Source organism: Psychrobacter sp. AOP7-C1-14 (assembly GCF_052376135.1).
Taxonomy (GTDB): domain Bacteria; phylum Pseudomonadota; class Gammaproteobacteria; order Pseudomonadales; family Moraxellaceae; genus Psychrobacter.
In genome coordinates this window covers 1-25,178 of record NZ_JBQSVH010000008.1, presented here as the reverse complement: position 1 = coordinate 25,178, position 25,178 = coordinate 1, and the positions used below count along the sequence as shown (strand labels likewise).

The window sequence follows — 25,178 nt, the reverse complement described above, 5'->3', positions numbered from 1 at the left end:
AAACTTTATGCTAGCCGCTATTTTTAACACAGTGAATAAGAAAGGTTTCGATTAAAATAATGCTTGATCTTGGCGTTCAGATGGAGAAAAAGCGACAGCGACTTGGCCAAACTCATACTCACCCGTTTCAAGATTGGCAGTCATACTAGAGGCTTCAAACCGGTTCATGCCTTGTTCGACTTTTACAGGTGCATCACTATACACTTTACCTGACTTCGTATTACCCTTTAACGTGCTACCAGTTACTTTTATCGGTTCAATATCAGGAGTATCTTGGTTACCTTCGCTTACTAGTGTAAATCCACCTGATAAGCTAAATTCTCCTGTCTGTTGACTAATCGCTGCACTGCCTGCCTGAATGCGATAACGTTGCTCTGCAGACGGTTCCCAATTCATAGTAATACCTGACATTTCATCCTGATTGGTCTCAGGATTATGGGTCAAAGACTCAGCTGTAAGCTCATATTCGGTTTCGCCTTGCTCGTTTGTCTGCACGGCTTTGATATCGGTGGCTTCGTAATCGACATCTGTTGTTTCAATGTTGACTGGCGCTGCTACATCGCCTTGTTGTTGAAAAAACCAACCCGCGATACCGGCAATAATTAAGGCTAATATAATCAAGACACGTGTATTCACAACTGTTTATCCTGATTTTGTGCCTCATCAAGCGTATAATGCGCGATAAAGTCTTGATAATGTCCATGACCTTTTAGGATAAGATCACATATCTCGCGCACTGCACCAGTACCGCCAGCACGAGTCGTTACCATATCGCTACGCTGAATAACTTCAGCATGCGCGTTAGGTACCGTTGCTGCAAACCCTACTGTTTGCATCGCCTTGATATCTGGTAAATCATCACCCATGTAAGCACAATCGGCAGCAGTAATATTAAGCGTAGGATCTAAAGACGATAGCAGCTCATTTAGCGCGATTAACTTATCATCACGTCCTTGCACCACATGGTCGACGCCCATTTCTGCTGCGCGCTTATTTACCATCGCACTACTACGGCCCGTAATAATGGCGGTCAAAATACCGTAACGCGCTAGAGACTTAACACCTACACCATCCTGTACTGAGAATGCTTTGGTCTCAACGCCATTAGCATCATAGATAATTTGACCATTGGATAAAATACCATCGACATCCATGACCAATAATTTCACTTGTCCGGCTTTCTGTATTAAGTCTTGCATCATTCATCTCTTTTTAATATTTATTTTCGAAGAGGTACTCTATATAGCTTAACTATTTCAACACTAACTCACAAACCTTATTTAACACCAGCTTGCAGCAAATCATGCACGGTAATAATAGCTTCTAAACGATCTTCATCATCAATAATCAATAACTGACTGATACCACTCTCATTCATGACACTCAGCGCATCTGACGCACGCATCGTTTTACTGATATGACGTGGGTTACTGACCATTACTTCATGCATTGGCGTTTGTAAATCGATGCCTTTTTCCAACCCTCGGCGCAAGTCACCATCTGTGAACACACCAACGACTTTATTGTCATCACCAGTCACTACCGTCATGCCCAAGCGACCAGCAGACATAGTAAATAAAGCTTGTTGCAATGGAGCTTGCTGATGAATCAAAGGCAAATCTTCTGATTTGGTATGCATTAAATCTTCGACGCGCGTCAACAGCTGACGACCCAAGGCACCAGCAGGATGTGATAATGCAAAGTCTTCAGAAGTGAAATTACGTGCATGCACTAAAGCAACTGCTAACGCATCTCCGAGCGCTAAAGTAGCCGTCGTACTGGAAGTAGGCGCTAGATTAAGCGGACAAGCCTCTTGCGACTGACCAAGTGTCAATACAATGTCAGCTGCTCGTGGCAACATACCGCGCTTATCGCGACTGATACTGATAAGTGGAATGTTTAGATGTTTGACAACTGGCAGTAGCATCTTGATTTCATCTGACTCACCTGAATTTGAAATAGCAAGCAATACATCACCTTTCACAAGCATTCCCAAGTCGCCATGCCCTGCTTCGCCAGGATGCATGAAGAAAGCAGGCGTACCAGTTGAGGCGAAAGTCGCTGCGATCTTGCGGCCAATTAGTCCTGACTTGCCCATGCCCGTAACCACCACTCGACCCTTGCAAGTCAAGATGATGTCACAAGCCTGTGCAAATCGGTCGTCAATCTGCTCTGTTAGCAATGCCAACGCTGATATCTCAGTATTAATCGCCTCAATAGCAGTCGTAATAAATTGCTCATGGGTTAAGTTGTTTTTGGTATCACTCATGAATCCGCTCTATTTTTATAATGAATCAATAGTTTATTTTACTACACTACGTTTCATATTAGTAATGGTCTACATCAATATAGTTTTTTACAATCAACAAACAGCTTACTGCTATCTATACAAAAAAAACCCACTATTATCAGCAGGTTTTAAACGGATAAATCATACTTCAATAATTTGGCTTTAAACAATATGCTCGATTAATGCAACGAATTAGCTGTTATTATCGTTAGGTCCGTCGTTTGGCTTATCTTCAAAACCTATATTATCTGCCGTAGCATCAAAACCACGATCTTGACCAAAACCCCCACGCTCAAAACCACGATCTTGACCTTGGCCGAAACTACCACGTTCAAAGCCACGATCTTGACCTTGGCTAAAACCACCACGGTTAAATCCACTACGATTCGATGCAAAGCCACGCTCTTCGAAACCACTAGCAGCAGGGTTGCCACCACGTTCAAATCCACCACCTTGATATCCGGTTGGTGCTGCACTTTGAGGCTGAGCACTGGTACCTGTCGACGTACTACTACGCGGGTTACGTGCTGGTACTACTGTTGAAATGGCATGCTTATACACCATTTGACTCACTGTATTTTTTAAGAGAACAACATATTGATCAAATGATTCAATTTGGCCTTGTAGTTTAATACCATTGACCAGAAAAATAGAAACAGGAATGCGATCTTTACGCAGCGAATTCAAGAATGGATCTTGTAAAGTTTGTCCTTTTGACATGAAATCTCTCCTAAATATTATATAATTATGTTTTGAGTGCCAATTATTTTAAGTGTCAATTTAATTATAATGGCTAAAAGGTAGATACAATAAGGTGTTTTCTTTATAAAACGTATCTAAATAAATACTCGTTGCTCTTAAGTGATTCCACTTTATCGCGAATACGTTATTATTGTAAATAATTAAGTAACTAGTTGTTTCGTCAATATTTTCTGTATACAAAAGTTTATAAATAGCTGTTATAACAATACTCAACTCATTGAGCTAAATTATAACAGCTATTTATACCGATTTTTGAAACTAATTGTGATACCTATCATTACACTTTAAGATAAATACTCTCGTGCTTCGGCCATCGTTTCAAACGTTTGTAATATCATACGACTGCTAGTATCAGCTTCGTTTTCAGATTGCGAGATCTTACTTGACGATGTATTAGGCAATTGCATTACCTTTCGCAGCCATGTGTACTGACGTTTTGCTAGTTGTCTTGTAGCATATAATGCCTTATTTTGCATTTCCTGACAAGCAAGCGCCTCGGTCTCTTGTTTAGCTGTGTTCAATTGAGCGGCTGACTGAGCAACATTACCTAAGATTTCTTTTTCTCCGTTGACAGCTGTATGCGCTCCAAAAGCTTCATAAAATTGATGCTTATCTAGATGAGCCTCATCAAATATTGGATGATCAATATGCACCAAGTATTCTAGTACTTGCCTGTAACCCACACAGCGCATTGAAGGCATATTAGGCGTAAGCGGATACTTTTTTAGTAAGTTAATGACCTCAGTCACTAGCCCTTCATTCCACATGATGTCTAAGCGTTGTTCGATACGATCATGTAGCCATGGACGATCCGGCATTACCGACAGCGCATGCCACTGCTGCTCTGGATTGTGTGCCAGTGCTTGCTTTGGCTTGCGCTGCCAGTCACTTATTGGTATATCCGTTTGCAGATAGACTTCAACCGCACGCGTGATACGCTGAGTATCGGTAGCGTTCAAGCGCTCATGGCTTATAGGATCTATACTACCTAAATAATCATAGAGAGCACTAATACCTTCCTCTTGACGCCATTGTTCTACTCGCGCCCGTATACTATCATCACTATCGGGCACAGGAGACAATCCATCGAGTAGCGCCATGTAATACATCATGGTACCGCCGACTAGTAATGGTATCTTTCCTTTTTGATGACACTCATCAATGAGACGGGCAACATCACTAACAAACTCAGCCACACTATAGCTTTGCATAGGATCAATAATATCGACCAAGTGATGTGGGTAACGCGCCAGCTCAGTCGCTGTTGGCTTGGCTGTGCCAATGTTCATATCACGGTATATCAATGCTGAGTCCACTGAGATTAACTCAAAGCGGCCAGTATCGTATAGCTCGTACGCCAGTGACGTTTTGCCGCTAGCGGTTGGTGCCATGAGACAAACCACACTATTATCCGCCAGTTTGTGAGGCAGGCTGTCAGACGAACGATGCATAAAGTGGCCTTTCATAATATATGTATAACGGTTATTTTAATTATTATTAAATGCTGTCATTATTCTCAAATAGTCAAGAAAGCATTAACTTCACTAAACGGCGACTATCCATCGCTTTGATAGCATAATTCGTGATTATTTCAGTAAGATCATTCGCAAAAACCATTGAATCTTGCGCAGACATTTGCATATTGACCGTTATCAGTTGCTGATTAATCTCCATGGCGCTGTTTGGCAATTTATCTTTTTTGAATTCTTGCTGACTAGAGTTAAGTGATTCAAACAACTGGCTTACTTTAAACTGCCAATCTTTAGCACTTATCAGTAAACACTGCCCTTGATGATAAAATAACAGCCAAGGTAGATTTTTATCATCTGCGTTTGAGTCAATATCAATAGTTTCTATACTATCGACCATATCTAAGCAAATTGGCAAGGATGCCGAATTGGCTGCTCCAGTAGAGGAATGTGAAGTACTACTATCACTTGGTCCTGCCTGCTCACCAACATACGGTTGTACCGATTCTTGCAATGAAGGATTATTTGAATATGTTTGATTTGCAGTAGATTTATAAGACTGTCTAGTAGCTTCTACTTTATTATGCTGCCTTTGATGATTGGTAGGCTGACTACTGGACATCGGCCTTTCAGACGGACAACCTTCAGAAGCATTACTATTTGCTCGTTCCGAAGATATGTACTGACTATCAGCGTCTGTCGTTGGTACAGATACGGGGGCATTGATTGTTTTCAACTGAGAGCGAATCGTATGGCCTAAATGCGCCATAATATTATTCAATGGACTGATTTTGATACGTTGTTTAGATGGATGTACATTAATATTCAACCATTGAGTTGGTAAATCAAAATACAGCGCATACCCCATACCTACCAGCTGTGCGCCTTGTGCAAGTTGGCGTATTTGGTTACTAATCAACGCTTCCTTTACCAGTCTACCATTTACATAAATCAGTTTTGGTAAATCAGGTTTTTCATAATGCAATGGCCATAACCAGCCACTAACCGCTGCCTGACTAACATTGCCACCGCACTCTACAGACGACTGTACCAGACTCGACAAATCTATCGATATTGCTAATGCATTGTCTGTCAATGCTATACCAGTCGCTTGTTCCAACCGCGGCATTGGCAAGCGGCTATCATTGTGACTATTAGTACTCATAGCACTTGCAGATAATGATAGCCGCTGTTTATTGTCATGAAAAAGTGTCAAAGCAACATCAGCACGTGCCAGTGCGACTTCTCGGACAATAGTTTCGATATGACCGAACTCAGTAGCAATAGATTTTAAATTGCCACGGCGGGCAGGCACGTTAAAATACAGATCTTTTACGACGATCGTTGTACCGCGGTTATGCACAACTGGTAATAGTTTCGGTGTGTCATCTAATACGCCAGCGACCTGTAATTGACGACCAATACCACTCTCATCATGACTACTGGTTAGGGACAAACGCGAGACAGCAGCCATCGCCGCTAACGCTTCACCACGAAAACCCAACGTCGTAATACCATGCAAATTAGCAACATCGGCAACCTTACTGGTCGCATGACGAGTAATCGCCATGACCATGTCATCAGGATGAATACCGACCCCATTATCCACTACTTCAATCAAGCCCATACCGCCTTGAGTAATGCGAACCTCAATGTTGGTCGCACCAGCATCAATGGCGTTTTCAAGCAATTCTTTAACCACTGCTGCTGGACGTGTCACCACTTCACCTGCTGCTAATTGATTAATTAGCAGCGGCGATAGTTTTTTAATACGTGTATTAGAATAATTATCTGGCATTGATAGATGTCATATTTTAGAAGAATAACAATTGATATGGTTTAGATAGTGAGCTGCGATAAGTCCAAACCTTTCGCTTGACCTGATTTTGATAACCTTAGCTGCACTTGGCGTGCTTCATTACCATTGTCATTGCTTGCATTTTGGGTCATATCGATGAATAACGTGGGCGGTGGTAGATAGCTATCAGCCCGGCTCGCCCATTCAATAATGACTAAGGCTTCAGGTTCATCCAAATACTCATCAAACCCAATAAAAGAAAGCTCTTCAGGATCTTGCAAACGATATAAATCTGCATGATAGACTGGCTTAATAGCTCCATCCTGTTGCTGAATACTATAAGGCTCAACCAAGGTATAGGTTGGACTTTTTACTGCACCTGAATGACCAAGCGCTTGTAACCAGTAACGCGTCAACGTGGTTTTGCCCGCACCCAAGTCACCTGCCAGCCATACACTTCCTGTAAGTGGCAATGACGCTAATTGCTCAGCCAATGACTGAGTATCTTGCTCAGACGCTAGGGTCAGAGTCTTTAGGTATTTACCATTTTCTATAGATTGACCATCACACATCAGATTGAACCTGCTTGTACTTGCTCTGTTTGTACCTGCATGGTCACGGTTGGATTGGTGAAGCTTTCACCGCGAATCAGCTTGGCATACAGCTCGGGGTCAGTCCACTCAGCGCGAACTTGCTCACTAAATTCAAAGTCTTCTAAGACCAGTTTACCCATTTGATCGTTTGCGACATCATCAGCAAAGCACTGTGCATACCCTGTCGCCGTCTCGTGGGCGATTACTGAGTACACGCTCACATCTGCTTCACCATTTTGCATTTGTGTCTGGCGCAGTATTTCTTGCGCCCAAAAGAATATCACTCGTGAGAACTGCTCTGCCGATGGTGAAACTGGCAAACTTATCCAACGGGCGCTAAATTTCTTACACGTTGCGACATACTCAGGATCATCTTTGTTCCAAAAGCAAATAGCATGATCAAAGCTATCAATAATATCTTTGATCGAAGATTTTAGCAGACCAAAGTCATAAACCATTTGCCCATGGTCTAATCGAGTGGCCTCTAAAATCAGCTCAATCTGATAACTGTGACCATGAATCGAGTGCTTACAACGCTCAGAGCTACAGTTACGAACGATATGAGCATTTTCAAATTTGAATAGTTTACGAATACGCATAATAATTTGACCAAAACAGCAAGCACTATGGTGCTAAATGTTAATAAATAAGAGTTTACCGCGTTTATGAGTCGGTTTACGATCTATTATAGCAAATCGCTATGTATCCGTAAGTAAGCACTTATTAATACAATGATTGATTGAACGAATTAACTGATAACCTAGGGTTAGCCGTACTAACCGTTTAGTTGGTGTTTTTTTGATTGGCCATCGGCTTTTATAAGTACTACATTTTTAACCAGATACTGTTTTGACTGAAGCTTCGGTTTTGATCAGGGTCCGCGCGGTGCAAACATAATAATCGCCATTCCTAACAATGCAACTACTGAACCCAATATATCCCATGTGGTTGGTCGTATGCCATTGACCGTCCACAACCATAAAATCGCCATGCATATATACACACCACCATATGCAGCATAAACCCTACCCGCAGCGGTCGGATGTAACGACAGCAGCCAAACAAACGTAACCAAACTAAGCGCACCGGGTATCAGCAGCCAGATTGACTTGCCTTCTCGTAGCCATAGATAAGGCAGGTAACACCCTGCAATCTCAGCCAATGCAGTAAGCGCAAACAGCCCAAAGGTCTTTAATTCTGTCAAAAATTACTACTCCTCACCCAACACTCCCCAATAGTGATAAAACTTGTCAAATATTATACGGTGTTATCAGAAACCAGTACTCTATCCTCTATAGCCGTACAATCGAACACCCTACCTCGACTGAATACTCTATAAGCTTTATATCCACCTGCGTACTCTAGATAGATAAGCCTGATATTCTCTACCAAATTTTTGTGCCATCATTTTTTCTTCTGGCTGTATTTGAAAACGTGTCATATAAATCATAAAGACAGGTACTAATATAAATGGTAAAAGGTGAGACAGATAAAAGGCCCAACCTAGCAAGACAAGCACCAATCCTAAATACATTGGGTTGCGAGTATACCGATAAATGCCACTTGTCACTAGGTTTGTAGATTTTTCTGGTGTATGCGGATTCACAGTGGTTTGTGCTTTTTTAAATTGAGCCACACCCATGACCCCACTACCCAACCCAATAATACTCAAACCAATCGCCAGCGTATTTGATCCATCAAAATCGAACTGTAAACTAGCTATAGTTTTAGAAGCGCCATACATAACAGCTGCTGTAATAATAACTTGCGCTACAGGCGGAACTTTAAGTTCTAGAGCGTTCATGATTAGGCCTTTTTTATTTCTATTGAGCATTAATAACGTTTCTACATTTCCTACAGATAAACATTAGTCATCACCCTCTCCAGAAAAGTCAAAGTAAAAAATATTCGATCAAAGACCCAGACCAAGACTAAAGATAGCTTGGTCTAATTTATTCGCAGACAATGCCTTCGCGGGTGTTGGACGGCGGCCAAACAGTTTTGCCAATAAGCCAATAGATCTTGGTTGTTCGTTCATGACTTTGGCAGGTGGCAACAGTGACTGATATGCCGCCTCTATTTCAGGCTGCAGATTCTGTACTTGATTGAGAAGTGCCAGATTTTGCGCTTCTATTGGCGTCTCGCTCATAGCAAAAATCTCGCCACACTCTAAAATAAAATACTGTTTTTGGTTCTCTGGCATTTTTAAGAACTTAAGCGCTTCTGTAATTGGAGCCTGAGTAGCAGGTAGCGTAATAGCTGCTAAGAATGCTTCAAGGTTTTGCACACCGCTGGCATAATCTCCAATAAGAGCAGTCTTTTCAGGATTATCTCAAATCACTGACAGACAGGCTTGCGGATTACCAGAGAGTAACACCTTAAAGACTATTGGAATATCATAGTTATATTCTGATATGCCAGTTAACACACGACTGCTATCATTTTGATTTGCTTCGGGAATAATGTTAGTTGAATACAAATAACTACGGTTCGCCATAATAATCACTTCAGTTTATAATAAAATTAATCGCTATACGCTGTTTTGACTTTTTGTTTACAGCAGTAGCATCCATTCAATATAATTTAGATACAACTATAGCAAACAAACCTCTTAGAGAGTGCTCTATCGAGGGCATACCGACACTTTACATAGGAAGTTCGCATCATGATGCGCATTGGATTATTTTTATTGACCAACTTAGCAGTGATTGTGGTATTTAGCATTGTGTTTGGTATTTTATCGAGGTTTTTTGGCCTTGGTGGCGTACATACGGCAGGCGGACTCAATTATGTTAGCCTTGCCATTATGTGCGGCATCTACGGTATGGTTGGCTCGATGATATCGCTATTTTTGTCAAAGTGGATGGCTAAGAGATCAACTGGTACGGTCGTCATAGAATCCCCACGTAACGCTACTGAGCAATGGCTTGTCGATACGGTAGCCAAACAAGCAAAAGCGGTAAATATCGGTATGCCTGAGGTCGGTATTTTTAATAATTCTCAGCCAAATGCGTTTGCAACTGGTTGGAATAAGAACAAAGCGCTGGTGGCAGTGTCGTCTGGTCTACTACAAAATATGAATCAAGATGAGGTCGAGGCCGTATTGGCACACGAGATTGGCCATGTGGCTAATGGCGATATGATTACGCTTACCCTTATTCAGGGAGTGGTCAATGCATTTGTGATGTTCTTTGCTCGTATTGTCGGTAATTTCGTGGACCGTGCTGTGTTTAAAAACACCAGTGATCGTCCAGGTATTGGCTATTTTATTACCAGTATTGTGATGGATATTCTGCTTGGGTTTTTGGCATCTGCTATCGTGATGTGGTTTTCACGCTTACGTGAGTTTCGTGCCGATCAGATGGGCGCAAAACTTGCCAGCCGCGAAAAGATGATCAGTGCGCTTGATGCTCTTCGTCCTTCCGCACAGCGCCCCGACCAAATGCCTGAGAGCATTTGCAATCTCGTCTGAGCAAATGCAAGGCTTTAGTATTGCAAATCTATTCCGCTCACACCCAACGCTTGATGACCGTATTGCGGCGTTGAGAGAATATAATTCTAGTAAATAGAGATAACCAGACTCTTTGTGCACTGCCACACAGAGTTCAACCTACTAAAATTACTATTATGAAATAATATTTGTTATTTGGAGCTATTATAAACAACAAATATTAAGCTAATTATAAATAGCTCACTGACCTTCTGAATACTGCTCCATATCTTCATATTCAAGCCACGGCAGATCGTGTGACATCCAAATATGAGATTCAGGTTTTATTTTAGGATCATCATCCAATGTTGCCACACGAAGAACAATATGTGACTGTGCAGGTCTTTGAGCAATTAAATGAGAACCACAACACTTACAGAAATGACGGAATTTTCCTGCTGATGATTCATAGGTAGAAATAAACTCCTCTCCTCTGAGCCAACGAAAATTATCACGTTGAATACCTGCTACTGTGGCAAATGCTGCTGCATGAGCTTTACGGCAAGTATGACAATGACAGTGAACAATAGGCATATCCAAGGAATCCACTTCATAAATAATTTTTCGACATAAACAGCTTCCTTTAATTGCCATAGAAATGCTTCCTTTTTCATTAATAGCAGACGTAAGTATAAATTGATGAGCTATTTTTCAAACCTGCAAGTTAAAGCTCATTCAAAAAAAGCTCATTCGAAAGTAGTTAATCGCAGTAGGTAACAACAATAACATAATATTACCGCTAGCCCTGATAGTAGCGGCTATCCTGCCATAGCCGCTACGATTTATATCAAATATAGATATTACTTCTCTTCCTCAGACCCAAAAAGCGATATCAAGCCATCCCCGATAATTCCTCGCCAAGAAAAGTAATCATGCCCTGCACCATATTCTTCATAACGAGTGTCATATCCTTTTGCCAACAGCACATCACGCAGATGGCGATTGGTTCCTAATATACCGTTGCTACTACTATCACCACGAGCCGTTTCAAACACGCCAGCACTCAAAAACAACCGAACTAGCACTTTCTCCATTTTTATTACTTCAGACGCCACAAAGTGCTTATCATCTGCGGTTTGCTCCTTTGGCTTCCACCAGTAAGACCCAGACATAGAGATAACGTTGCCAAATATATCAGGATGACGTAGCGCAATCGTCGTCGCAGCCAATCCGCCATAACTAGACCCTGCAATCACCGTTCTATCTTTTGGTATTGCTCTCGGTAGCTTTTTGTTCATTTGTGGCACTAGCTCATTGGCCATGACATCTGCAAAAACTGGATTAGCAGGCAATTCACGCGCACGAGCATCTCTATCAGGATTGCTAATAAATACCGCTGTTACTGGTGGGATTTTACCTTCTATAATCAGATTATCCAATATCGTTGGTAGCTCCACTGTATCGATATAAGACTCAGCATCAAAGATATACAACAACACTTCATCCCCTGCTGTATTACTATTTATAGAAGGCGTATAGACAGTAATGTCACGGGTATTGCCTAATGTCTCACTGGTAAATTTAAAAGTAGACAACGCTCCTTTAGGGGTTTCTTTTTGCACATCTACCCAAGGCCTTTTTGGCACGCCTTCTAACGTAACAGTAGATTTGGTTGTGTACTTGTCAATTGCTGAGCGAGGCCATGGATGGTGATTATAGGGATCAGCTTGAGCCACAGCTCTTATCGCCACTCTACGTGCAAATCCAGACTCTGGTGGTTGAGGCACATTAAACGCTATCTGATAAGAAAAATGGGTGTCTTTTGGCACTACAAAACTCTTATACCAAACATCAGAATCAGCCAGCTGTTGTAGCGACTCGTGATTGTTAGAAGGTGCGCCTAAAAGTTTTACGTTGTCGTAACTGCCCTGCGCCAAGAACGTCATCACAGTACCAGCAGCAGTATCTTCAACGAGCGGTGTGCCTAATACCTCTACATCCGCCCAAAAACTATCGCTACTCTGTCCTTTTGTCAGCGACTCACGTAATGCTGTTACTTTTGGACTGAGTAACGTGTCAGAGCTTTCTAAAGCACTTTCTAAATTCTGTTCTTCTAAACTGATACGTTGCTCAAGCACTACTTGGTATGCACCTGATCCGGACAAGCGCCATGTCGCATCGCAGTTTTCTGCCACTAAATAAAAATTTTGCTTACCACTCTTATGATCAATTAAACGGCGCGATACTGTTCCTGTAGCATCTATGACATCCATCGTCATCACATCACTACTCTCTACATACCCAGTCAAATAGTCACCCGTCTCGCAAGGAACATTGATATCCAGTGGCTGAGGTTTGGTATTATTTTTTTCACTGCTAGGATGATTTAATTCACCTTCTAGAGGACTTTCAATCGTTAACATCGCTGTCTCCAAACCAAATGCCGAAAATGACGTCGAATATAACAAACAAGTGAATCCTGCTGTAACCCATTTTTTAGAGAAAAATCGTGCGTATGTCATCCACTGCTCCTAACTTTATTTACTGACAAACCTCTAACCTCCACCGTTACAAGATGTCTAGCAAATGATACAAAGGTGCAATACTAGCGTACTTTTCCTATAAATGATATTGAAAATCATTATCATTTAAACTCTATAACACTTAATGAACTAACAATAATTCATCTTTTCTTAGTTTCGAGCATGTAAAAACGAAAAAAGCCCACCTGACTTAATTAAAGTCAGATGGGCTTGAGAACAGATATGACGACTAATTAAATATCAAACTCAAGCGCTCTATCACCATTCTCATCTTTGATACGAGTTGGCAAACCAATCTTGTTCAACAGATTGATCAATGGTTTAGCATCTAGTTCTTCAACGTTAACCATTTTACCAGCATCCCATTCGCCAGTCGCAACCAACATAGCAGCAGCAACAGGTGGTACACCTGCGGTATAAGAGATACCTTGGCTACCAACTTCATTGTACGCATCTTTATGATCTGAGACATTGTAGATAAATACTTCAGTCTCAACGCCATTGATCTTGCCTTTGACTTTGTCACCAATGCAGGTCTTGCCCGTATAGTTCGGTGCAAGCGAGCTTGGATCTGGTAATACTGCTTTGACGACTTTTAGCGGTACTACTTCTTGACCTTCAGCAGTCATTACTGGCTGCTCAGACAGCAACCCTAAACTTTGTAGCACAGTGAAGACATTAATGTAGTGCTCACCAAAGCCCATCCAAAAGCGAATGTTTGGTACATCTAGATTGGCTGATAATGAGTGGATCTCGTCATGACCGCTTAAGTAGCTATTTTGTTCACCAACCACTGGTAAATCGTCCGTACGTTTGACTTCAAACATTTTGTTGGACTGCCACTTGCTATCTTGCCAAGAGTAAACCGTACCAGTGAACTCACGGAAATTAATCTCTGGGTCAAAGTTGGTCGCAAAGTATTTGCCATGGCTACCTGCATTGATATCGATGATGTCAATATCAGTCACAGATCCTGCATCCATCATGTCATAGCCAAGACGCGCATAAGCGTTGACCATACCAGGATCAAACCCTGCACCTAAAATAGCAGTAACATTGTTGTCTGCACAGCGGTCTTTGCGTTGCCACTCATAGTTGTTGTACCACGGCGGTGTCTCACAAATCTTGTGTGGATCTTCATGAATGGCCGTATCTATGTAGGCAGTACCCGTCTCAATGCAGGCTTCTAGTACGGTCATATTGATAAATGCCGAGCCAACATTAATAAGTATTTGAATTTCAGTGTCTTGTATTAGCTGCACAAGTGCTTGGCTATCCATGGCATCGACTTGATGCGTGTGCAAGACCGCAGCTTGCTTAAAGCTGTCTTTTTCTTTTACGCTTTGGGCGATGGCATCACATTTGTCTTTGGTACGCGAGGCGATATGAATCTCACCAAGCACATCGTTGTGCATTGCACATTTATGCGCGACTACTTGAGCGACACCGCCTGCTCCGATGATCAGTACGTCTTTTTTGTTGGACTTAGCTTGTTGGTTTGTGTTCAATGAACAATCCTCCTTTGGGTCCCTGTCGATACCATCGATAGTGGCTATGCAAAACAGAAACGAGTGAATGATATGCGTGAATTAAAAAGGAAGACCGAGGAAAACCCACGCACCCGTCGGGCAAACAATACTCCGTTATTTGCCCGAGGCGATTATAACAATTTTTATTCCTTTATCGGTAAAAAATAATGTATCAATAGCAGATACCTTTAAATCACCCATTATTGAGACTAAGCCTTTGTTTTTTAATGTAGAAAAGACATGAAAATATCGCGTTAAGACAAGCTGGCTTTATAGTCTTGATAGTCAAATTCGCGCTGGATATCGATACTGCCATCCAAACGGCGAATGACAATCGCTGGCATGTTAACACCATTGAACCAGTTTTTCTTTACCATCGTATAACCAGCTGCATTACCAAAGCTAATCTGATCGCCTATCTGTAAATTATCTGGCAAATCATATTCACCAAAGATATCGCCTGCTAAGCAAGAGCGACCATAAATAATAGTATTGCCTGCCGATTCAGCATTAGCTTTAGAAGGTACGGCTTCCGCAGGATTACCTATCGGCGCGATATTGGTAGCGGTATGGTTAATCGCAGCAATCGGTGCGGACTCACGATAAATCAATAAATCCAGCATATGCGCTTCGATAGAAGCATCAACGACTGCTAGGTTTTTTTCATTATGCATGGTATCTAACACGGTGGTCACCAACGTGCCTGCGCCATGAATACTGGCTTCTCCCGGCTCAAGGTACACTTGCACGCCATAGGTTTCACTAAATGATTTTAATCTGTCAGCGAGCTTTTCTAGTGGATAATCAGGCGCGATAAAGTGAATGCCACCGCCCAAGCTCACCCACTCAAGCTGTGCTAATACATCACCAAATCTTTTTTCGATATCAGCCAGACTCTCACTAAAAGCGTCAAAGCTGTCGTTTTCGCAATTGTTATGAATCATAACACCCGTAATATCACCAAGTACCGCTGCAATTTTCTCTTTATCGTGCTCACCCAGACGGCTAAAGGGACGCGCAGGATCAGCAATTAAAAACGATGAGTTGCTGGTCTTAGGGTTGAGTCGTAGACCTACGGGTATATTTTGCGCGGCGGCTTGCGCGCTAAAAGCGTTAAGCTGAGAGATGGAGTTAAAGATGATTTTATCCGCATAGTTCAATACTTCAGGGATTTCATCTGCACTATAGGCAACGCTATAAGCATGGGTTTCTTTTTTATCGCTGCTATTGGCATCATCGTTATTACCAAAGGTTTCATAGCCCAATCTGACTTCGTTCAGTGAAGACGAAGTCGTACCATGCAGATAAGGCTGCATCACATCGAAAACACCCCATGTGGCAAAGCATTTTAGTGCTAGCAATGCTTTTGCATCAGACAACTCACATAGCCTAGCGATGATTTTCATATTGGCAACGATGGCCGCTTCATCAAGCACATAGTAAGGCGTTGGTGGCAATGATGCGTTGGTAGAATTCTCTAGATTTTTTGCATTCATAATAGATTACCTAATAGAAACCCTGCTGTTGGTATCTTGACAGACAGATATAAATATTTGCGCTATAGTAGACTAAATTCATTATAATTAGAATATCTTATGTCACTTTCAACCGATTATTCCACCTCAGCCAGTCAATCTCATTCATCACAATTGGATCCTGAAAACATAGATTTGACGTATCTAGATCCTGATGCGCGCGCCGTGCTGGATTTTTGGTTTGATAAAAGCAATGAAGCTTATTGGTTTGAACAAAACGATCGTTTTGATAAGCAGATACAAGATAAGTTTGGCAGTATTTGGCACGAAGCCAAACAAGGCGAATGTGTCACTTGGCGTATCGCAGAGTCTTCGTTGGATGGTAATAGTTCGATAACAGCATTGGCAGGACGCTTAGCAGAAATTATTGTGCTCGATCAGTTTTCACGCAATTTATGTCGTGGACAAGCAAGTGCATTTGCGCAAGATGGTATGGCCTTAGCACTGGCGCAAGAAGCCATTCAACAGCCTTATTTTGATACTCTACCGATGCAATGGCGTAGATTTATTATCATACCGTTCATGCATTCCGAGTCAGCCATGATTCATAAGCGTTATTTGCCATTGTTTGAACAATTGGATGATGCCAATACGCTAGATTTTGAACATCGTCATAAACAAATTATCGATCAATTTGGTCGTTACCCACATCGTAATGATATATTGAATCGTATCTCAACCGAAGATGAAAAGAACTTTTTAAAACAGCCTAACTCATCGTTTTAGAATACATTTCTCATATTACATGAAGATAGTCAAAGTTATTACACAAAAAATTATCACATAAAAATAAGGGCTGAATCATATTACTGGTTCAGACCTTTTTTTTACGATAGAGAGTTAGAATGTATTAGACACTTATTAGTAATTTACCTTACCAGTGGTAAACGTAAATGACTGCTGCTCTAATGTTTTATCGTCCACCAAAATATCAAAACTGACCTTATATTTACTATTACCATGAAGTCCACAATTGCCACCTTTATTACTACCTGACTCACAGCTTTTGAGTGCATCAGTTAATGGCAAAATAAATGCTTCATTCGTTGGTAGTGCGTAATTCGTACCTTCGTACGGATCATTGTCAAAATCAAGCAGTTGAATCGGTACATCTATATTGCGCTGCACATCATGAAATTTGACGTTGTTGATCTTAACTTTATCAGCGGATGGCATATTGATATAAACTGGCTGTCCGATAGGATCAGTACGTAAATTGCGTCCAGAGCCTCTGACTGGATTTGGTGTTTCGTTATACAGCGCTGTGACTGTCCCGCTTACATCTTGACATGGGTACGTAAAAACACCTTCAAGCGTTTTATTTGCCGTGGTTTTGGTCGCTGCAGCATTGCTGACTAAAACATAGCCTTTATTGTTAGTCGCACTTTTGCCATTAGGTGTATAGGTCACCATACCTGTTCCTACTACGTCTGAGGTTGGCAACATCAAAGAACGCAGGTGATACGGTGCTGACAACAACGACTTTGCCATAGAACTTGCTACGACCTCTGTATTAGAAAAATTGCCCGCCGAACTATAATAGACAGACTGGGCAATATTTTCCGTAACACCATATTGCGAGTTGCCATAGTCCGCATTGATCAATCGATCTGCCAGATCTAATCCACTGAAAAAAGGGTTGTTGCTACCTGTCGCACTAGCAATATCAGTTATTTCATTTTCGAAGTGCGCATTAAAACTAATTGGTGAGCTGTTCGCAAATACATACTTTATATAGTTCGCGTGCTGAATAGCCAGATCGTCTAGTTCTGTATCAACGGATAGACCGTTTAGACCACAGCTGGTTCTTGCTAGACTAAACTGATTATTCGCACCTAATGCTGCTTGTATATTGTTATCAGCTGACCCATTACCACCAGCGTTAGGAATACCATCGCTTGGCTCGTCACCCTGACTAGTAGGTGTCGCTATAATCGGAGCAGAAATAATAGGTTCTGATGTTGTCGGCTTGGCAGCTTCATCATTTTGTGAACTGTCTGGTGTATTAGCAGACGTAGAGCCACTATCAGAATCACCACCGCCTCCACAAGCGCTAAGAAACATCGTCAAGAATAGCACTGCCGCAATATTTTTTTGAGGAGTATAAGAAGTCATCGCCCATCCTATAAAATAATAACCTGTTTGTGAAAAGCAATGAGAATAAAAACCAGCTAAAGGATTGTTAGTAACTGATTTGACAGTGTTTTATTTCTATAAATATCTATTGTATTATAGAAAATGAACTTTTGCTGATTATTTTGTAAAAAACCTGTTACTCGCTGATTGCAAGTAACAGGTTTTTTTTAGATTTATAAATCAATACTAGGCTTAGACTATTTTTAAGGAAGACAAACCATCTATAAATCACTCTTTTTTGGTATCTGCTATACAGTCACTTGTTTATAGCTACTGTACGTCTAAAGCTTTTCTCACTGGTGCAAAACTACGTCTATGCGTTGGCAAGACCCCATGTTTTTCAATTGCCTCCATGTGCGCGCGCGTCGGATAACCTTTATGTTTGGCAATGTTGTATTCTGGATATTGAGCATCCAGTGCATACATAGTTTGGTCACGACTTACTTTTGCCAATATACTGGCTGCAGCGATACTAGTATGGCGCGCATCCCCTTTTACCCACGCTTGGCAGTCAATCGCAGATGACGCTACCTCTAGTTTGTTAAAGCTATTATAATTCAGGTCAGGACAACGATTTCCATCAAACAGTACTTCAACTTTCAATTGATCGAGCGACATACTTTTATCATTCCCAGCTATCGAGAAATTTGCAAAAATCACGTCTAACAATGACTCAGTACACAAGCGCATACCGAGTATTGTTGCTTGCAGAATATTTACTTGGTCAATCACTGCGGCTGGTATATCAGCAATGATATAGCCAACTGCCTGCTGCTGAACCAATGGATAAAGGATATCTCGCTTTTTTTCACTCAGTTTTTTGGAGTCTGTCAGTATCGACAACGGCGTTTCTTTGAGCGGTTGTTCTTCAATCAATCCTGACCAAGTCACCGGTAATATTGCCGCTGCCACATTAACGCTACCTAACAATGGTCCACGTCCTGCTTCATCAACGCCAATCTGTAGTATTGATTGCTTTGTCTTTTGGCCATTATTAGTCAGATTCTCAGTTAGCAACTCAGAAGTATTCATTTGCCCATATAAGTGTATGGGTGCAGCTAATTGAATATATTGTCCCTTGACATCAATGTGCTCAATCTTGATGTCAATTTTTTGAACTGATCTTTCTTTGTTTTGGTTGATATGCATAATATTAGACGGTCTTTTTCATTTAATTAGGATTGACGTTAGTCGTGTTTTGGATAAACCATTGCTCTATCACACTGTTCGCAGGCTCATGGTTACTTTGCTGTTGCAACGACTGCTTTGTCACTAATAAGTCGTGTAATTGCTCGGCATAAGCGCGTGGTTGCAGCAATCGCATGACGGTGCGGCAAATATTGTCACCGCTCGCCTGCTCTTGGATTAGCTCAGGTACAATCGGTGCATTAGCCAGTATATTAGGTAATGCTACATACGGTACTTTTACCAGACGCTTGGCAATTTGATAAGTTAGCTGATTTAACTGATAAACCACCACCATCGGCCGTTCGAGCAGCATTGCCTCGAGCGTTGCTGTTCCAGATGCCAACATCACGATATCTGATGCCGCCATTGCATGTTGGCTAAATTCTGGCTGAGTATCATCGTAGACCACCACAATTGCCGCACGCAACTGCTCTGAGCGTTGGTCAATAACTTCTTGTACGATATATTGATGATTTTGGTCGACCGTCGGAATGATAAAACACAGCTTAGGATCTAATAGGATTAACTTTTGGATACCATCAAGCATCAATGGCAAAATAGCCGTAATTTCACCGCGTCTAGATCCTGGCATCACACAAATAAGCTGACTCACATCATCAAAGCGTTCAATAAAAAACTGCTGTAGTCCGTCGTTGTGCCAGACCAACTCACTGCGACGTTGATTGATTGGTATATCAATCAATGTCTGATCAATGGTTCGTAATAATGGATGGCCCACACAGATCGCTGGATGATTATGTCGCTCATAAACTGGCAGCTCAAACGGGAATAGACATAACACCAAATTGGTCGCCGCTTTAATATTATGGATACGCGACTCGCGCCATGCCCAGATAGATGGACTGACGTACTGCACACAGAACACGCCTTGGGGCTTTAGTTTTTTGGATACTCGTAAATTAAAATCGGGCGCATCGATACCGACAAACCAATCAATACTAGCGGCTTTAAATGCGCTCAGTAGCTCACGGCGCGCTTTAAGCAAATCGGGTAGCTGCGACATGACCTCAACCAGACCCATCACTGCCAAGCGCTCTAACGAAAAAATACTCTGTAGCCCTTGTGCTTGCATCTTTGTACCGCCCACGCCTACCCAGACAATATCATCACGTAGATTATTCATTTGCCGCATAAAATCTGCGCCTAAGCTATCACCAGATACTTCACCTGCGACGATACCTATCACTAGTGATGTAGCTTTTACACTTGGTAGTTGAAGATCCGTCTCAGCTTGATGAATGAGGTCAGTATGGTGATAAGACGTAGCAGAATCTTTCATGACAAGCTCTCGATATTAGAAATATACAAAATAAGATAAATCGTTATTATAAAATATAACGCAATAAATCAGTGATAGGTTTTGACGGACAATGTGTGCACCCATCCGTACTATTTTAACACCATAGTTTTGACGACCCATCGCTAATGTTGCCATCATACTTGACGATGATACAAATAGCGAAATTCACACATAAAATCTGAGTGTTATGCATAAAAAACTCAAGCAACTCTTATTAATAGATAGAAAAACCAAATGCTAAACGTGCATTTAGAAGGCCAAACATCACACTAAGTCTCTATAAGTATAACTAAGTTTTGTTTTCCACATTCCAGTTATCAGTCAATTAACTGCTCGACTACCCTTGTCAACCAACACTTTTGTCCGCATAATGAATGTTCCTATAAATCAGCTAGACGATATATAACCATGACAACATCAGTTACCCATAATGCAGATATTGACGACGTGAATATTGAAAAATTTATTCCTTTGATTACCCCCGCCGAGCTAAAATCCGAGCTGCCTTTATCAGACGACGCGTATAACACCGTACTAAAAGGTCGTAATACTATTCAAGATATCTTGGATGGTAAAGACAAGCGTCTGTTTGTGGTCATTGGCCCCTGCTCTATTCACGATATCAAAGCCGCTCACGAATATGCCGATCGTTTGGCCGTATTGGCAAAAGAAATCGAAGACAGTGTATTTGTGGTTATGCGTGTTTATTTCGAAAAACCTCGTACGACGGTTGGCTGGAAAGGCATGATCAACGACCCAGACATGAATGACAGCTTTGATATAGAAAAAGGCTTGCGCACAGCTCGTAAATTGCTACTTGATCTGAACGAAAAAGGTCTACCTTGCGCGACTGAAGCACTTGATCCAAATACGCCGCAGTACATGCAAGATCTCATCAGCTGGTCAGCTATTGGCGCACGTACTACTGAGAGCCAAACGCATCGTGAAATGAGCTCAGGTTTGTCATGTCCAGTTGGCTTTAAGAACGGTACTGATGGCGGTATGACGGTTGCTGTAAATGCCATGCAAGCGGTTAAAGAAGGTCATAGCTTCTTAGGTCTATCGTCAGATGGTAAAGTCTCTATCATCAAATCTAAAGGCAACCCTTACGCACATGTGGTACTTCGCGGCGGTAATGGCAAGCCTAACTATGATGAAACTGCAGTTGCTCAAGTTGAAAATGAGCTGGCAAAAGGCAAAACCAATAGTAAGATTATGATTGACTCAAGCCATGCCAATTCAGGTAAAGATCCTTACCTACAACCGATGGTTATCAAAAACGTTGCCGAGCAAATTCAAAATGGTAATAAATCAATTATCGGTATGATGATTGAGAGCCATTTAAAAGGCGGCAATCAAAAGCTGACTGCTGATTTGAGTCAGCTTGAGTATGGCAAATCGATTACCGATGGCTGCCTAGATTGGGATAGTACTGTTACAGCATTACGTGAATTACGTGATATGGTAAAAGATGTGCTACCGAATCGCTAATAGCTATCAGCGATAACTTATCGTCGAGTAAACAATAAAAAGCCCCTTTCGCACTAATGCGAAAGGGGCTTTTTGTTTATGAACGCTCTATTTTAATTAAGAACATACTGCTCTCAATTAACTTTTTGCAGCACCTAACACACTCTCTAAGCTTTCAAGCACATGCTTAGATGAGACATTCTTGCGCAAGTCTGTTAGTTGCTCATGCGCCATTTGACGGCGCGGCGCAGCCAACGTATTCCAGCGAGCTAATACTTGCAGTAAGCGCGACGCTAGTACAGGATTGGCATTATCTAATTTCTGAATCACGCCTGTATACATCTCTAGACCCTCTGCCGTCCAAAGTACCGTCGGTTGTGAGCTAAAAGCACTGATTACTGAACGAACGCGGTTGGGCGTATTCCAATCGAAGTCTGTGTGCGTCAGTAGCGACTTCACCATATCAGGCGTTACATCGTCGGCGGCAGCTTGTACACTGAACCACAAATCGATAACCAGATCATTTGCTTGGAAACGCTCATAGAAGTCCGCTAAGTACTTATCTGCATCTACCAATTGATGATTGACCATGGCCTTCAATGCACCGAAGCGCTCAGTCATACAGCTCGCATTATCATACTGTTGCTGTGCCCAGTCAGCTGCATCATCCACATTGGCAGTCAACGCCATATCAAGTACGACATTACGCAGCGCACGAATGCCTCTAGCTTCAGCGCTGTCCTCATAAGACTGCATTGGCAAGTTGCTGTACAGCTTAGCCCATTGGTCTTTTAACTTATCAGCTACTTGCTTGTATAGCCCATCGCGTTGCTCTTTAACCAGCACTGGATCGTAGTCTTTAGAAATAGCAGAAGCCAACTCTTGCGTTGATGGAATATCAAGCAATCGTGTCGCTAGCATGGCATCATCAGCCGCTAAGACAGGCAACGTCTGCGCCAATGCTTCTAAATATACATCAGGGCTGCTCTTCGTACCTTGTCCTTGCAGCAAAATACGGTTGACCAGCATTTGGGTTACTTGCCAGCGGTTAAACCCATTGGTTTCATGCTTGAGTAAAAATGCCAAATCTGCATCTTGATAGTCGTAGTTTAGCTGTACTGGCGCGCTAAAATCACGTAGTAACGACACGATAGGCTCGCTTGTGACATTCTCAAATACAAAAGTCTGCGTTGCCTCGTCAAGCAATAACATACGCTCAGCAACGATAGCGCCTGAGTCTTTGTCAAATAATGCCGTTGCTACTGGTATCGGCAATGGTTTCGGCGCATCAAAGCCTTTCACGTGGCGCGTCTGCTGATTCAAAGTAATGGTCAGCGTCTGCGCGGCGCTATCGTAGGTTTGAGAGCCTGATACTACTGGCGTACCAGGTTGACGATACCAATCAATGAAATTCTCGATTTTATCATTAGTGATACTAAGTGCTGATAAAAAGTCCTCAACTGTTACCGCTTGTCCATCATAACGACGGAAATACTCATCGGTACCTTTACGGAAATCATCTGGCCCTAACGTATTGGCAATCATGCGCACAATTTCAGCGCCTTTCTCATAAACAGTCGTCGTATAAAAGTTATTAATCTCAACGAAGCTCTCTGGACGAACTGGATGTGCTAATGGACCTGCATCTTCACTGAATTGATGAGCACGTAGAGTCGCTACGTCATCGATACGCTGTACTGCACTTGACTGTTGATCTGCGGAAAATGACTGATCACGATAAACGGTAAAACCTTCTTTCAAACAAAGCTGAAACCAATCACGGCAGGTGATACGGTTGCCAGTCCAATTATGAAAATATTCATGAGCGATAATGGCTTTTACACTAAAGCTGCGCGCATCAGTGGTCGTCTCAGGGCTAGATAACACACAAGCGGTGTTAAAAATATTCAGACCTTTATTTTCCATCGCACCCATATTGAATTGGCTGACCGCTACTATCATATAGCGATCCAAATCATAGGCTCGCCCGTAATTAACCTCATCCCACTTCATAGCATCTTTTAAAGCCTGCATACCGACATCGCATTTATCAATATCAGCAGACTTGGCATACAGCTCAAGCAATACTTCGCGGCCTTCGCTAGTTGTATAAGAATCTGTCAATACATCTAAATCAGCAACCACACAGGCAAATAGATAACTTGGCTTATTGGTTGGGTCATGCCAGATAGCGTAATGACGGTCGGGCGCATCGGCTACTCCACCCGCTTCAACTAAGTTACCATTGGCCAATAACGTCGGATAACGCTTGTCTGCCTCAAGTCGCGTGGTAAATATCGCTAGCACATCAGGGCGGTCTGGATAAAAAGTTATCTTACGAAAACCCTCTGGCTCGCACTGAGTCACGAACATCGTGTCGTCACCACTACCAGCCATATATAAACCTTCAAGCGCCGTATTAGTCTGTGGGCAGATGCGCACTTGAATATCTAGAGTAGCTCGCTCAGGGGCGTCACAAATCGTTAGCTTGCCTGCTTCCTGCTGATAATTTTCAGTGGTCAACGTCTTACCGTTCATCGCAATCGTTAGCAACTCTAATGACTCACCAAATAAGACAATATCCCCTGCTGTTTGGCGTACCATCTCAAGCGTACTGTCTACCTGCGCATAGTCTTCAAATAGCTTAATATCTAGATGTACTGTCTCGACATCAAAACTTGGTTTCGTATAGTCTTTTAGATTAATCTTGCTTGGTGCATGAGGCGGCACATCTGGCATTTCAGGGTTGATGATTTGTGCATCAGTTTCAGCAGTAGACATATGGTGTCCTATTATTATTGGAGATTTGGTTATAAGTTATTTTTACTGGCGATGAAGTGTCATTTCGCTATTTTGTAAGATTTTAGCGTAAATAAAGGCTTTATCTGCATGCTAATCACATAAACTCGCTATATAGACAAAACTTGATAGTTAATCTTAAGCTGACTTCTATTACTAAATTGACTTTATCGTTGGGCTTATAGCTAGATTGACCTAAATCGCTAAATTTCAAGTATGTCGATTAAGATATCGTCGTTTTAAAATGATTTAAATATGAAACGTATGTTATCCATTGGATAATGTCATTTAAAATGATTTAATAGTCGTACTGAT

General features: G+C 41.9%; 20 protein-coding genes and 2 pseudogenes. 3 read left to right on the top strand and 19 right to left on the bottom strand.

The window, feature by feature from the left end:
* Positions 1 to 51: 51 nt before the first annotated feature.
* The 11 genes and pseudogenes from lptC to ACT3QN_RS07280 form a co-directional block, all read right to left on the bottom strand.
* A complete protein-coding gene (gene lptC, locus ACT3QN_RS07330; RefSeq protein ID WP_444520920.1) occupies positions 52 to 636 on the bottom strand; it encodes an LPS export ABC transporter periplasmic protein LptC in 585 nt (194 codons plus the stop codon).
* On the bottom strand, positions 633 to 1,199 hold the full coding sequence (locus ACT3QN_RS07325; RefSeq protein WP_444522780.1) for a KdsC family phosphatase: 567 nt from the start codon (positions 1,197 to 1,199) through the stop codon (positions 633 to 635). The genes lptC and ACT3QN_RS07325 overlap by 4 nt, the downstream gene beginning before the upstream one ends.
* Positions 1,200 to 1,276: 77 nt before the next feature.
* Positions 1,277 to 2,269 (bottom strand): KpsF/GutQ family sugar-phosphate isomerase, encoded by a 993-nt coding sequence (locus ACT3QN_RS07320; protein ID WP_444520919.1) that lies wholly within the window; start codon positions 2,267 to 2,269, stop codon positions 1,277 to 1,279.
* A gap of 213 nt (positions 2,270 to 2,482) precedes the next feature.
* Positions 2,483 to 3,010 carry an RNA chaperone Hfq gene (hfq, locus tag ACT3QN_RS07315; protein WP_444522709.1) on the bottom strand — a complete coding sequence of 176 codons (528 nt, stop codon included), beginning with the start codon at positions 3,008 to 3,010 and terminating at the stop codon, positions 2,483 to 2,485.
* A gap of 326 nt (positions 3,011 to 3,336) precedes the next feature.
* Positions 3,337 to 4,503 carry a tRNA (adenosine(37)-N6)-dimethylallyltransferase MiaA gene (miaA, locus tag ACT3QN_RS07310; RefSeq protein ID WP_444522708.1) on the bottom strand — a complete coding sequence of 389 codons (1,167 nt, stop codon included), beginning with the start codon at positions 4,501 to 4,503 and terminating at the stop codon, positions 3,337 to 3,339.
* Between the two features lie 73 nt (positions 4,504 to 4,576).
* Positions 4,577 to 6,319 carry a DNA mismatch repair endonuclease MutL gene (gene mutL, locus ACT3QN_RS07305; protein WP_444522707.1) on the bottom strand — a complete coding sequence of 581 codons (1,743 nt, stop codon included), beginning with the start codon at positions 6,317 to 6,319 and terminating at the stop codon, positions 4,577 to 4,579.
* 41 nt (positions 6,320 to 6,360) lie between these two features.
* Positions 6,361 to 6,891 (bottom strand): tRNA (adenosine(37)-N6)-threonylcarbamoyltransferase complex ATPase subunit type 1 TsaE, encoded by a 531-nt coding sequence (gene tsaE / locus ACT3QN_RS07300; RefSeq protein ID WP_444522706.1) that lies wholly within the window; start codon positions 6,889 to 6,891, stop codon positions 6,361 to 6,363.
* A complete protein-coding gene (locus tag ACT3QN_RS07295) occupies positions 6,891 to 7,511 on the bottom strand; it encodes a 6-pyruvoyl trahydropterin synthase family protein (RefSeq protein ID WP_444522705.1) in 621 nt (206 codons plus the stop codon). The genes tsaE and ACT3QN_RS07295 overlap by 1 nt, the downstream gene beginning before the upstream one ends.
* A 272-nt stretch (positions 7,512 to 7,783) precedes the next feature.
* Complete coding sequence (locus ACT3QN_RS07290; protein ID WP_444522704.1) at positions 7,784 to 8,116, bottom strand: YnfA family protein; 333 nt, start codon at positions 8,114 to 8,116, stop codon at positions 7,784 to 7,786.
* A gap of 138 nt (positions 8,117 to 8,254) precedes the next feature.
* Positions 8,255 to 8,716 (bottom strand): methyltransferase family protein, encoded by a 462-nt coding sequence (locus tag ACT3QN_RS07285; RefSeq protein WP_444522703.1) that lies wholly within the window; start codon positions 8,714 to 8,716, stop codon positions 8,255 to 8,257.
* 108 nt (positions 8,717 to 8,824) lie between these two features.
* A pseudogene (locus ACT3QN_RS07280) lies at positions 8,825 to 9,409 on the bottom strand (DUF7822 domain-containing protein).
* Between the two features lie 168 nt (positions 9,410 to 9,577).
* Here ACT3QN_RS07280 and htpX point away from each other — a divergent pair.
* Positions 9,578 to 10,481: pseudogene (gene htpX / locus ACT3QN_RS07275) on the top strand (protease HtpX).
* Positions 10,482 to 10,603: 122 nt separating this feature from the next.
* Here htpX and ACT3QN_RS07270 read toward each other — a convergent pair.
* The 4 genes from ACT3QN_RS07270 to ACT3QN_RS07255 form a co-directional block, all read right to left on the bottom strand.
* The gene (locus ACT3QN_RS07270; protein WP_444522702.1) at positions 10,604 to 10,996 is read right to left on the bottom strand and encodes a GFA family protein; all 393 of its coding nucleotides are present in this window, start codon (positions 10,994 to 10,996) and stop codon (positions 10,604 to 10,606) included.
* Positions 10,997 to 11,202: 206 nt separating this feature from the next.
* Positions 11,203 to 12,864: an alpha/beta hydrolase gene (locus ACT3QN_RS07265; RefSeq protein WP_444522701.1), complete on the bottom strand. Its 1,662-nt coding sequence runs from the start codon at positions 12,862 to 12,864 to the stop codon at positions 11,203 to 11,205.
* 254 nt (positions 12,865 to 13,118) lie between these two features.
* The gene (locus ACT3QN_RS07260) at positions 13,119 to 14,393 is read right to left on the bottom strand and encodes a saccharopine dehydrogenase NADP-binding domain-containing protein (protein ID WP_444522700.1); all 1,275 of its coding nucleotides are present in this window, start codon (positions 14,391 to 14,393) and stop codon (positions 13,119 to 13,121) included.
* A gap of 275 nt (positions 14,394 to 14,668) precedes the next feature.
* The gene (locus tag ACT3QN_RS07255; RefSeq protein ID WP_444522699.1) at positions 14,669 to 15,910 is read right to left on the bottom strand and encodes a carboxynorspermidine decarboxylase; all 1,242 of its coding nucleotides are present in this window, start codon (positions 15,908 to 15,910) and stop codon (positions 14,669 to 14,671) included.
* A 99-nt stretch (positions 15,911 to 16,009) separates the two neighbouring features.
* Between ACT3QN_RS07255 and ACT3QN_RS07250 the strand changes: the two genes are divergently transcribed.
* Positions 16,010 to 16,675: a DUF924 family protein gene (locus ACT3QN_RS07250; protein WP_444522698.1), complete on the top strand. Its 666-nt coding sequence runs from the start codon at positions 16,010 to 16,012 to the stop codon at positions 16,673 to 16,675.
* A gap of 135 nt (positions 16,676 to 16,810) precedes the next feature.
* Here the strand turns inward: ACT3QN_RS07250 and ACT3QN_RS07245 are convergent, their stop codons facing one another.
* The 3 genes from ACT3QN_RS07245 to lpxB form a co-directional block, all read right to left on the bottom strand.
* Entirely contained in the window at positions 16,811 to 18,064 is a 1,254-nt protein-coding gene (locus tag ACT3QN_RS07245) for a CAP domain-containing protein (RefSeq protein ID WP_444522697.1), read from the bottom strand.
* A gap of 291 nt (positions 18,065 to 18,355) precedes the next feature.
* The gene (locus ACT3QN_RS07240; RefSeq protein WP_444522696.1) at positions 18,356 to 19,234 is read right to left on the bottom strand and encodes a ribonuclease HII; all 879 of its coding nucleotides are present in this window, start codon (positions 19,232 to 19,234) and stop codon (positions 18,356 to 18,358) included.
* Positions 19,235 to 19,256: 22 nt separating this feature from the next.
* Positions 19,257 to 20,573 (bottom strand): lipid-A-disaccharide synthase, encoded by a 1,317-nt coding sequence (gene lpxB / locus ACT3QN_RS07235; RefSeq protein WP_444522695.1) that lies wholly within the window; start codon positions 20,571 to 20,573, stop codon positions 19,257 to 19,259.
* Between the two features lie 429 nt (positions 20,574 to 21,002).
* On the opposite strand from lpxB, the gene ACT3QN_RS07230 reads away from it, so the two are divergent.
* Positions 21,003 to 22,085 (top strand): 3-deoxy-7-phosphoheptulonate synthase, encoded by a 1,083-nt coding sequence (locus tag ACT3QN_RS07230; protein WP_444520901.1) that lies wholly within the window; start codon positions 21,003 to 21,005, stop codon positions 22,083 to 22,085.
* Positions 22,086 to 22,202: 117 nt separating this feature from the next.
* Here the strand turns inward: ACT3QN_RS07230 and pepN are convergent, their stop codons facing one another.
* The gene (gene pepN, locus ACT3QN_RS07225) at positions 22,203 to 24,803 is read right to left on the bottom strand and encodes an aminopeptidase N (protein WP_444522779.1); all 2,601 of its coding nucleotides are present in this window, start codon (positions 24,801 to 24,803) and stop codon (positions 22,203 to 22,205) included.
* Between the last annotated feature and the right edge of the window lie 375 nt (positions 24,804 to 25,178).